6 protein-coding genes and 1 tRNA gene are annotated in these 11532 nt (G+C 68.9%); all 7 read left to right on the top strand.

Going from position 1 to position 11532, the window contains the following annotated elements:
* The first annotated feature begins 109 nt into the window (after positions 1 to 109).
* Positions 110 to 185 (top strand) — tRNA-Lys (locus AC1DSO_RS10025).
* A gap of 264 nt (positions 186 to 449) precedes the next feature.
* Entirely contained in the window at positions 450 to 1751 is a 1302-nt protein-coding gene (locus AC1DSO_RS10020; protein WP_477068683.1) for an efflux RND transporter periplasmic adaptor subunit, read from the top strand.
* An 8-nt stretch (positions 1752 to 1759) separates the two neighbouring features.
* Entirely contained in the window at positions 1760 to 4891 is a 3132-nt protein-coding gene (locus AC1DSO_RS10015; protein WP_477068682.1) for a multidrug efflux RND transporter permease subunit, read from the top strand.
* A complete protein-coding gene (locus AC1DSO_RS10010) occupies positions 4888 to 8088 on the top strand; it encodes an efflux RND transporter permease subunit (protein WP_477068681.1) in 3201 nt (1066 codons plus the stop codon). The genes AC1DSO_RS10015 and AC1DSO_RS10010 overlap by 4 nt, the downstream gene beginning before the upstream one ends.
* Complete coding sequence (locus tag AC1DSO_RS10005) at positions 8085 to 9509, top strand: efflux transporter outer membrane subunit (protein ID WP_477068680.1); 1425 nt, start codon at positions 8085 to 8087, stop codon at positions 9507 to 9509. The genes AC1DSO_RS10010 and AC1DSO_RS10005 overlap by 4 nt, the downstream gene beginning before the upstream one ends.
* A 49-nt stretch (positions 9510 to 9558) precedes the next feature.
* Positions 9559 to 10725, top strand: coding sequence for an acyl-CoA dehydrogenase family protein (locus AC1DSO_RS10000; RefSeq protein ID WP_477068679.1), 1167 nt, complete (start codon positions 9559 to 9561; stop codon positions 10723 to 10725).
* Positions 10725 to 11525 carry an HTD2 family dehydratase gene (locus AC1DSO_RS09995; RefSeq protein ID WP_477068678.1) on the top strand — a complete coding sequence of 267 codons (801 nt, stop codon included), beginning with the start codon at positions 10725 to 10727 and terminating at the stop codon, positions 11523 to 11525. The genes AC1DSO_RS10000 and AC1DSO_RS09995 overlap by 1 nt, the downstream gene beginning before the upstream one ends.
* Positions 11526 to 11532 lie beyond the last annotated feature (7 nt).

Below are 11532 nucleotides of genomic sequence, written 5' to 3'. Positions count from 1 at the left end.
CGGCTCCGCTGATATCTCGTCTGGCCAAAAAATAGTCCCTTGCGTTCCAAGATTCTTTGAGTATGTTCCGCGCCTCGCCGCCAAGGCACGCAAGTGCTTCGGACCGAGCGGGCGCATAGCTCAGTTGGTAGAGCAGCTGACTCTTAATCAGCGGGTCGTAGGTTCGAATCCTACTGCGCCCACCATTCTCTCTGAAAATCAGTAGGTTGACGAGGCCGCGCAAGCGGCCGAGCGCCTCTGTGCGTCATGCGTATATTCTACACGATACGGCGGCTTTCCGACAGCCAAGCGGAGCCTTATCGCGGCGAGATCATTTCAGACCTGAAAACCGGCGCACACGTTCGGCCTCTACGGGTCGGAAGACCGTCTGCTTATCGACGGCTCTCCAGGGTCGGCCTGTCGCCGCCCGTTCACGCCGCGCCCGTTCGTGGCTGACTCGAAGGCTGACGATGACCGACACCCCGCGCACGCCCCCGCGCCGCCGGACGCTGATCCTCGGCGGGCTGATCGCCATCCTCGCCCTGGTCGGCGTCGTCTGGCTGGCCTGGACGCTACTGCACGGCGACCAGGGCGAAGGCGGCGGCGGTCCGGGAGGTCCGGGCGGCGGGTTTGGCGGCGGCGGCGGCCGACGCGGTCCGGCCAGCACCGTGGCGGTCGCCGCGGCCACGACCACCGATCTTCCGATCATCATCGACGCACTGGGCACGGTGAAACCCGCCGCGACGGTCACCGTGCGGCCGCAGGTCTCGGGCGTGATCACCCAGGTGCTGTTCCGCGAGGGCCAGGTGGTCCAGCGCGGCCAGACCCTGGTCCAGATCGATCCTCGTCCCTATCAGATGGCCCTGCTGCAGGCGCAGGGAAACCAAACCCGCGACGAGGCCCAGCTGGCCGCCGCCCGCCTGACGCTGTCGCGCTACCAGACCCTGCTGGCTCAGGACTCGATCGCCCGCCAGGAGGTCGACACCCAATCCGCGACCGTCAAGCAGCTGGAAGGGACGGTGATGTCCGACCGCGCCGCCGTCGGTACGGCGCGGCTCAATCTCGGCTTCGCCCGCATCGTCGCGCCCGTCTCGGGCCGCGTCGGCCTGCGGGTGACGGACGTCGGCAACTATATCGGCGCGGGCGACGCGAACGGGGTGGCGGTGATCACCACGGTCTCGCCGATCGATGTCGAGTTCACCGTCCCGCAGGACGACGTGCCGCGCATCGCCGCCCGCCAGGGCCGCGCCAACGTTCCGGTCACGGCGCTGGACCGCACCCGCACCCAGACCCTGGACCGCGGGACCTTCTCGACCCTCGACAACCTGGTCGACACCGGCACGGGCACGGTGAAGGCCAAGGCGCGCTTCCCGAACACGGCCAATGCCCTGTTCCCCAGCCAGTTCGTCAATGTCCGCATGGAGCTGGACACCATCAAGGGCGCGGTCGTCGTCCCCGCCACCGCCGTGCGCCAGAGCAGCGACGGGTCGTTCGTCTGGCTGCTGAACGCCGACAGGACCGTCTCCAAGACTCCGGTGAAGACCGGCCAGGCCACGGGCGTCCAGGTGCAGATCACCGACGGGCTCAAGGCCGGCGACAAGGTCATCACGGAGGGCGGCGACCGCCTGCGCGACGGCGGCAAGGTCCAGCTGCCCGGCGCGCGTCCGCAAGGCCAGGGCAAGGGTGAAGGCAAGGGTCAGCGTCGCCATCGCGACGGCGCCCAAGGGGCCGGCCAGGGCGGCGGTGAAAGCCGTCGTCAGCGTTCGGAATAAGTCCCGCGATGAACCCCTCGCGCCCCTTCATCCAGCGGCCGGTCGCCACGGCCCTGTTCATGGCCGCCATCGTCCTGGCGGGTCTGGTCGGTTTCCGCCTCCTGCCGCTGTCGGCCCTGCCGCAGGTCGATTATCCGACCATCCAGGTCCAGACCCTCTATCCGGGCGCCAGCCCCGAGGTGATGAGCCAGACCGTCACCGCCCCGCTGGAACGCCAGCTGGGCGAGATGTCGGGCCTGGCGCGGATGAGCTCGGTCAGCACGGCCGGCGCATCGGTGATCACCCTGCAGTTCAATCTGGGCGAGACGCTGGACGTCGCCGAGCAGGAGGTGCAGGCCGCCATCAACGCCAGCGGCTCCTTGCTGCCAGCCGACCTGCCCGCGCCGCCGGTCTATGCCAAGGTCAATCCGGCCGACGCGCCGGTCCTGACCCTGGCGATCACCTCCGACACCCTGCCGCTGACCGAGGTGCAGAACCTGGTCAACACCCGCCTGGCGCAGAAGATCAGCCAGGTCTCGGGTGTCGGCCTCGTGTCGCTCTCGGGCGGCCAGCGGCCCGCCATGCGCATCCAGGCCGACACCCAGGCCATGGCCAGCTACGGCCTCACCCTGTCGGACGTGCAGACGGCGATCAGCAACAGCAACGCCAACAGCGCCAAGGGCAGCTTCGACGGCCCGACCCGCAGCTACACGATCAACGCCAACGACCAGTTGCTCAGCGTCGACGACTACCGCTCGCTGATCGTCAGCTACAAGGACGGCGCCCCGATCCGCCTGTCCGACATCGCCCAGGTCGTCGAGAGCGCCGAGAACACCCGCCTGGGCGCCTGGGCCGACAAGACCCCGGCCATCATCGTCAACGTCCAGCGCCAGCCCGGCGCCAACGTCATCAAGACCGTCGACGCCATCAAGGCCAAGCTGCCTGAGCTGCAAGCCGGCCTGCCCGCCACCCTGGACGTCAAGGTTCTGGCCGACCGCACCACCGGCATCCGCGCCTCGGTGCACCACGTCGAGATCGAGCTGCTGTTGGCCGTTGTGCTGGTGGTGCTGGTGATCTTCTTCTTCCTGCACAGCCTGCGCGCCACGGTGATCGCCAGCCTGGCCGTGCCGATCTCGCTGATCGGCTCGTGCGGGGTGATGTACCTGTTGGGCTTCAGCCTCAACAACCTCAGCCTGATGGCCCTGACCATCGCGACCGGCTTCGTCGTCGACGACGCCATCGTGATGATCGAGAACATCACCCGCCACCTCGAGAAGGGCGAGAAGCCCATGGAGGCGGCGCTGAAGGGCGCGCGCGAGATCGGCTTCACGATCATCTCGCTGACTATCTCGCTGATCGCGGTGCTGATCCCGCTGCTGTTCATGGGCGACGTGGTCGGGCGGCTGTTCCGCGAGTTCGCGATCAGCCTGGCCATCACCATCCTGATCTCGGCCGTCGTCTCCTTGACCCTGACCCCGATGCTGTCGGCCCGCTGGCTGTCCTCGCATCCCGAGCAGGAGTCCAAGGGGATCAGCCGCAAGGCCCAGGACCTGTTCGAGCGCGTCGAGGCCCGTTACGAGACCGCCTTGGCCTGGGTTCTGGAGCGTCAGGCCGCGACCTTGATCGTCGCCGTCGCCACGCTCGTCCTGACCGCCGTGCTCTACCTGGTCATCCCCAAGGGCCTGTTCCCGACCCAGGACACCGGCCAGCTGCAAGGCCGCACCGAGATGGCCCAGTCGGTGTCGTACGAGCGCATGTCGACCCTGCAGCAGCAGGCGGCCGAGGCGATCCTGTACGACCCGGCCGTCGAGAACGTCGCCTCGTTCATCGGCGTCGACGGCGCCAACAACGCCATGCTCCACACCGGCCAATTGCAGATCAACCTGAAGCCCAACCGCTCGGGCTCGCAGGAGCAGATCATGCAGCGGCTGCGCGAGCGCGTGGCCAACGTCGCCGGCGTCACCCTCTACCTGCAGCCCACCCAGGACCTGACCATCGACGCCGAGACCGGCCCGACCCAATACCGCCTGTCGCTGGAAGGCGCCGACACCGCCACGATCAAGGAATGGGCCGGCAAGCTGACCGCTCAGCTGGCCAAGGTGAAGGCTGTCCGCAACGTCTATTCCGACGCCTCCGCGACGGGTCAGGCCGCCTTCGTCGACATCGACCGCGACACCGCCGCCCGTCTTTCCATTACGGCCTCGGATGTCGACGATGCACTCTACAGCGCCTTCGGCCAGCGGATCGTCTCGACCATCTTCACAGAGACCAACCAGTACCGGGTGATCCTGGAAGCCAAGCCCGGCGTCCTGACCGACCCGACCACCCTGGGCAATCTGAACCTGAAGACCGGCGGCGGCTTGCCCACGCCGCTGGCGGCGTTCTCGACGATCAAGACCCAGCAGTCACCGCTGCAGGTCACCCACGTCGCCCAGTTCCCGGCCACGACGATCGGCTTCGACACCGCCCCCGGCGTCTCACTAGGCCACGCGGTCGACGAGATCCGCAAGGCCATGAAGGCGATCGACATGCCCGCCTCGGTGACCCACACCTTCCTGGGCGCGGCGGGGGCCTATCAGAACTCGCTGTCGAACCAGCTGTGGCTGATCCTGGCGGCCGTGGTCTGCGTCTACATCGTATTGGGCGTGCTCTACGAGAGCTACATCCACCCGCTGACCATCCTGTCGACCCTGCCCTCGGCGGGAGTCGGGGCGCTGCTGGCCCTGTGGATCACCGGCAACGACCTGGGCGTCATCGGGATCATCGGCATCATCCTGCTGATCGGCATCGTCAAGAAGAACGCGATCATGATGATCGACTTCGCGATCGACGCCGAGCGCGAGCAAGGCAAGTCGCCGCACGACGCCATCTTCCAAGCCGCCATCCTGCGCTTCCGGCCGATCCTGATGACCACCCTGGCGGCCCTGTTCGCGGCCATCCCGCTGATGCTGGGCTTCGGCGAAGGCGCAGAGCTGCGGCGGCCGCTGGGCATCGCCATCTTCGGCGGCCTGCTGCTAAGCCAGCTGCTGACCATGTTCACGACCCCGGTCGTCTACCTGGCCTTCGACCGCCTGGCGCCCGCCGGCCGGCGCCGGGCCGCCGATGAGGGCCCGCACGGCGACCGGATCGATCCCGAGCCGATCCCGGGGGCGCCGTCGTGAACCTGTCCGGACCCTTCATCCGGCGGCCGGTCGCCACCATCCTGCTGACCCTCGGCGTCGCCATGGCGGGCATCGCGGCCTTCTTCGTCCTGCCGGTCTCGCCCCTGCCGCAGGTGGATTTCCCGACCATCTCGGTGTCGGCCAACCTGTCCGGCGCCAGCCCCGAGACCATGGCCTCCAGCGTCGCCACGCCGCTGGAACGCCGGCTGGGCGTGATCTCCGGCGTCAACGAGATGACCTCGCAGAGCTCCAACGGCTCGGCGCGGGTCACCTTGCAGTTCGACCTGAACCGCAAGATCGATGGCGCCGCGCGCGAGGTGCAGGCCGCGATCAACGCCGCTCGCGCCGACCTGCCGGCGACGCTGCGCAGCAACCCGACCTATCGCAAGATGAACCCGTCCGACGCGCCGGTGATCATCCTGGCCCTGACGTCCGACACCAAGACGCCCGGCCAGATCTACGACGCGGTCTCCAATGTCGTGGCCCAGCGCCTGGCCCAGGTGACCGGCGTGGGCGATGTCGAGATCGGCGGCGGCTCGCTCCCGGCGGTGCGGATCTCGGCCAACCCGTTCCTGCTGAACAAGTACGGCGTGGCCATGGAGGACGTCCGGGCGGCGATCCAGTCGGCCAACGCCAATCGGCCCAAGGGCGCGCTGGAGGGCGCCGGCCAACGCTATCAGGTCTACACCACCGGCGCGGGCCGCAAGGCCGCCGACTATGCCGGCCTCGTGGTGGCCTGGCGCGGCGACGCTCCGATCCGGCTGTCCGACGTGGCGGATGTCACCGACAGCGTCGCCGACACCCGCACCCTGGGCCTGTTCAACGGCAAGCCGGCGATCATCGTGCTGATCACCGCCCAGCCCGGGGCCAACATCATCCAGACGGTCGACAGCGTCCGCGCCACCCTGCCCGAGCTGCGCGCCCAGCTGCCGGGCGACATCAGCGTGGCGGTGGCCAGCGACCGCACCAACTCGATCCGCGCCTCGCTGCACGAGATCGAGGTCACCCTGCTGATCTCGATCATCCTGGTGATCGTGGTGGTCAGCGTCTTCCTGCGCAGCGCCCGCGCCACCTTCATCCCGGCGGCGGCGACCATCGTCTCGCTGCTGGGTACGTTCGGGGTCATGTACCTGCTGGGTTTCTCGCTGAACAACCTGTCCCTGATGGCCATCACCGTCGCGACCGGCTTCGTGGTCGATGACGCCATCGTGGTGCTGGAGAACACCGCCCGCCACATCGAGAAGGGCATGGACCGTTTCCAGGCCGCCCTGCTGGGCGCGCGCGAGGTCGGGTTCACCGTGCTGTCGATCAGCATCTCGCTGGTCGCGGTCTTCATCCCCCTGCTGTTCATGGGCGGCCAAGTCGGCCGACTGTTCCGCGAGTTCGCCGTCACCCTGTCGGCGGCGGTGCTGATCTCGCTGGTTATCTCGCTGACCACCACGCCGATGATGTGCGCCTACCTGCTGCGGCCCGAGCGCAAGGACAAGGAAGGCCCGATCGCCCGCTTCTTCGAGCGTGCGTTCGCCGCCGTCCACCGCGCCTACGAGCACAGCCTGGATTGGGCCCTGGCCGCCAAGCCGCTGGTGATCCTGATCCTGGTGGCGGTGATCGCCATGACCGCCTGGCTGTACATCGCCGTGCCCAAGGGCTTCTTCCCGCAGCAGGACAGCGGCCAGCTGAACGCCGGCATCCGCGCCGACCAGTCGGTCTCGTCCCAGGCCATGCAGAAGAAGCTGCGCCAGGTGGTCAATATCATCCGCAAGGACAAGGCGGTCGACACGGTCGTCGGCTTCACCGGCGGCAATCGGGCCGGTGGCGGCTTCCTGTTCGTGAACCTCAAGCCGATCGGCGAACGCAAGGAGAAGGGCTCGGTGGTCATCGCCCGTCTGCGGCCGCAGCTGCAGCGCGTCACCGGCCTCAACGTGTTCCTGAACCCGGTCCAGGACCTGCGCATGGGCGGGCGGCAGAGCAACTCGACGTACCAATACACCCTGACCAGCGACAACAGCGCCGACCTCAAGGCCTGGTCCGCCAAGCTGGCCGAGGCGATGAAGGCCCACGACGACGTGCTGACCGACGTCGATTCCGACCAGCAGGAGAACGGCGTCGAGACCCTGGTCAATATCGACCGCGACAGCGCCGCGCGCCTGGGCGTGACGCCGCGCGCGGTCGACAACGCGCTGTACAACGCCTTCGGCCAGCGCCAGGTCGCGACCATCTACGAGGACGTCAACCAGTACGCGGTGATCCTGGAGTGGCAGAAGCCGTTCGCTCAAGGCCCCGAGGCGCTGAACGACGTCTATGTCCCGACCCGGCCGGCCAGTACGGAGACGACGGCCACCTCGGCCGAACCCAGCGTCAATCCGGCCCTGCGCGATCCCTCGACCGGCTCGGCCCTGAACACCGCCGCCACGGCCATGACCCCGCTGTCGGCCATCGCCACCGTCGCCCAGAACGCCACCCCGACCTCGGTCAATCATCAGAACGGCGAGCTGGCCACGACGATCTCGTTCAACCTGGCCGACGGCAAGGCGCTGGCCGACGCCCAGGCCGCCGTGGCCCAGGCCGAGGCCGAGATCGGCATGCCGACCACCGTGCGCGGCAGCTTCCAAGGCCAGGCCCGCCAGGCCAACGACCAGATGAAGCAGCAGCCCCTGCTGATCCTGGCCGCCATCGTGGCGATCTATATCGTGCTGGGCATCCTCTACGAGAGCTACGTCCATCCGATCACGGTGCTGTCCACCCTGCCCGCCGCCGGTGTCGGGGCGGTGCTGGCTCTGCTGATCTTCAAGATGGAGTTCTCGATCATCGCCCTGATCGGGGTCTTCCTGCTGCTGGGGATCGTCAAGAAGAACGCCATCCTGATCATCGACTTCGCCCTCGACGCCCAGCGCAGCCGCGGGCTGACGGCGCAGGAAGCCGCGCGCGAGGCCAGCCTGCTGCGCTTCCGTCCGATCCTGATGACCACCCTGGCCGCCGCCCTGGGCGCCCTGCCCCTGGCGATCGGTTTCGGCGAAGGCGCCGAGCTGCGCCGCCCGCTGGGCGTGGCCATCATCGGCGGCCTGATCGCCAGCCAGCTGCTGACTCTGATCACCACCCCCGTGGTCTATGTCTATCTCGACAAGCTGCGCGGGAAGACGCGCAAGGACGAGCGGCACCTGACCCACCATCCGACCGCGCCGGAGCCCGCTCGATGAATTCCTCTCTCCGCATCGCCGGATCCRCCTGCCTGCTCGTTCTGCTGGCCGCCTGCTCGATGACGCCGGCCTACGAGGCGACCGCTCTGAAGACCCCAGCTCCGGCATCGTACAAGGCGCTGGAGGGCTGGAAGACCGCGACGCCATCCGACCACCTCGACCGGGGCGACTGGTGGACCCTGCTGGGCGATCCCCAGCTGAACGCCCTGGCCGAGCGCGTGAAGGTGGACAACCAGACCATCGCCGCCGCCGAGGCTGCCTATCGCCAGGCCCGCGCCATCGTCCGCGAGCAACGCGCCAGTCTGTTTCCGACCRTTGACCTGTCGGCCTCGGCCACCAAGTCCGGCGGCGGCGGCACGCGCAGCACCCCTTCGGGCGGCGGCAGCACCAACGCCGGCGATACCCAGCGCTACCAGGTCGGCATCGGCGCCAGTTGGGAGCCGGACGTCTGGGGCCGCATCCGCGCCGGGATCAGCGGCGCCAAGGCCAACGCGGAAGCCAGCGAGGCCGACCTCGCCGCCGCCCGGCTGTCAGCCCAGGGCGAACTGGCGACCAGCTATCTTGGCCTGCGCCGCGCCGACGCCGAGATCGCCATGGTCCGGACCACGGTCGAAGGCTATCAGCGCAGTCTTCAGATCACGACCAACCGCTACAACGCCGCCATCGCGCCCAAGTCCGACGTGCTGCAGGCCCAGGCCCAGCTGGCCAACGCCCAATCCACTCTCGAGGGCCTAGTCCAGGACCGCGCCACTTTCGAGAACGCCATCGCCGTGTTGGTCGGCGAGCCGGCCAGTTCCTTCCGTCTGGCGACGGACACGACCTGGAAGCCGGTCGTGCCCGAGATCCCGATCGGCGTGCCCTCGACCCTGCTGGAGCGCCGCCCCGACGTCGCCGCCGCCGAGCGCCGCGTCGCCGCCGCCAACGCCGACATCGGCGTGGCCCGCGCCGCCTTCTTCCCGACGTTCAATCTCAGCGCCGACGGCAGCTCGACGGCCAGCAAGCTGGGCGAGCTGTTCGCGGCCTCGGCCAACACCTGGTCGCTGGGCCTCTCCGCCGCCCAGACCCTGTTCGACGCCGGCGCGCGGCGCGCCCGGGTGGCCCAGAGCCGCGCCGCCTACGACCAGACCGCCGCCGACTACCGTCAGACGGCCCTGCAGGCCTTCGAGGATGTCGAGAACCAGCTGACCGCGGCCCGCACCCTGGAGCGGCAGTACGCCCTGCAGCTGACCGCCTCCCAGGCCGCCGACCAGACCGAGCAGATGCTGCTGAACCAGTATCGCGCCGGCCAGGTGGCCTATACCGACGTCGTCACCGCCCAGGCCTCGGCCCTGACGGCGCGACGAGCCCTGGTCACCACGGCAGTGTCGCGCCAGACCACGGCGGTGGCGCTGGTCCAGGCGTTGGGCGGCGGCTGGCGGTGACCCAGGGTCAGGCTGGACGCGGCCCGCCCCAGGCCCGAAGCTGGCGACCATGTCCGCCTCCGCCGATCCCGAACTGATCGAAGCCCTGCGCCAGACGGTGCGGGCCCTGTGCCGCGACTTCCCGCCGGCCTATTGGCGCGCCCTGGACCGCGACAAGGCCTATCCGACCGACTTCGTCGCGGCCATGACCCAGGCGGGGCTGTTGGGCGTGCTGATCCCGGAGGAATACGGCGGCGGCGGCCTGGGGCTGATGGCGGCGGCGGCGATCCTGGAGGAGGTCCACGCCAGCGGTGGCAACGCCGCGGCCCTGCACGCCCAGATGTACACCATGGGCACGGTGCTGCGGCACGGCTCGACGGTCCAGAAGGAGACCTGGCTGCCCCGGATCGCCGACGGTTCGATCCGCCTGCAAGCCTTCGGGGTCACCGAGCCGACCGCCGGCAGCGACACCACCGCGCTCTCGACCTTCGCCCGCCGCGAGGGCGACACCTATGTCGTCAACGGCCAGAAGGTCTGGACCAGCCGGGCCGAGCACTCCGACCTGATGGTCCTGCTGGCCCGCACCACGCCCAAGGACCAGGTGGCCCGCAAGAGCGAGGGCCTGTCGGTGTTCCTGGTCGACATGCGCGAGGCGAAAGGCGTCGGCCTGACGATCAAGCCGATCGCCACCATGCTGAACCACGCCACGACCGAGGTCTTCTTCGACAATCTCGTCATCCCGGCCGCCAGCCTGATCGGCGAGGAAGGCAAGGGCTTCCGCTACATCCTGGACGGCATGAACGCCGAGCGGATCCTGATCGGGGCCGAGTGCCTGGGCGACGCCGCCTGGCTGATCGGCAAGGCCAGAGACTACGCCAACAGCCGCGTCGTGTTCGGCCGGCCAATCGGCCAGAACCAGGGCGTGCAGTTCCCGATCGCCCGCGCCTACGCCCAGGCCCACGCCGCGCGCCTGACCGTCTATGACGCCGCTACCCGCTACGACGCCGGCCAGCCGTGCGGCGAACAGGCCAATATCGGCAAGATGCTGGCGTCCGAAGCATCGTGGGCGGCGGCCGAGACCTGCCTGCAGACCCACGGCGGCTTCGGTTTCGCCGAGGAGTACGACATCGAACGCAAATTCCGCGAGACGCGCCTCTACCAGGTGGCGCCGATCTCGACGAACCTGATCCTGGCCTATGTCGCCGAGCATGTGCTCGGCCTGCCACGCTCGTACTGATGAGCGCCTTCGCCGACTGGGTCGGCCGCCAGCGGCGACGGACGGCGATGCTGCAAGCGTCGGACCTAGCGCGGTTGGCGGCGGTGCTGGATCGCCCGGAGCCGCCGACGGAGGTCCCGCCCGCCTGGCATTGGGCCTGTCTCGCCGAGTCCGTCCGCCGCTCGGACCTCGGCCCGGACGGCCATCCGAAGCGCGGCCTGTTTCTGCCGCCGATCGAGGCGCCGCGCCGGATGTTCGCGGCGGCGGACATGAGCTTCGCCGGCCCCCTTCTCCCTGGCTTCGAAACTGAGCCGGTCGAGACCATCATCGACGTTGAAGAGAAGGTCGGCGGTAGTGGACCGCTGACCTTGGTCACGATCGACCGGACGTTCAGCCAGCAGGGCGAGATCCGCGTCAGCGAGCGCCAGACGATCGTCTACACCGCCGCCCCACCGACGCCGCGAACGCCCGACGCCGAGCCTTCGCCGTCCGCCGACTGGAGCCGCGAGACGGCGATCGATCCGGCGTTGCTGTTCGCCTTCTCGGCGGCGACCGCCAACAGTCATCGCATCCACTACGACCAAGCCTATGCGACGGAGGTCGAGGGCTATCCGGGCCTGGTGGTCCACGGCCCCTTGATCGCCCTGCTGCTGCTGGAGGCCATGCCCGCGCGGCCGCTGACACGCTTCGCCTTCCGGGCGCTGAAGCCGGCCTTCGCGGAAGAGACGATCACCGCGCGAGGCCGTTTGATCGACGGCGGCGCGGCGCTTTGGGCGGAGAGCGGCGGCGCGGTGCTGATGAAGGCCCGCGCCGAGTTCTGACCTTCCT

It is taken from the genome of Caulobacter sp. P4_E5 (assembly GCF_056401555.1).
Note: the sequence above shows the minus strand (reverse complement) of the source record. Positions and strands in the feature narration are given on the sequence as shown.

Excerpts from the sequence above, each read along its gene's own strand:
- AC1DSO_RS10020 (WP_477068683.1), top strand. The coding sequence starts at position 450 with ATGACCGACACCCCGCGCACGCCCCCGCGCCGCCGGACGCTGATCCTC.
- AC1DSO_RS09995 (WP_477068678.1), top strand. The coding sequence starts at position 10,725 with ATGAGCGCCTTCGCCGACTGGGTCGGCCGCCAGCGGCGACGGACGGCG.
- AC1DSO_RS10000 (WP_477068679.1), top strand. The coding sequence starts at position 9,559 with ATGTCCGCCTCCGCCGATCCCGAACTGATCGAAGCCCTGCGCCAGACG.
- AC1DSO_RS10015 (WP_477068682.1), top strand. The coding sequence starts at position 1,760 with ATGAACCCCTCGCGCCCCTTCATCCAGCGGCCGGTCGCCACGGCCCTG.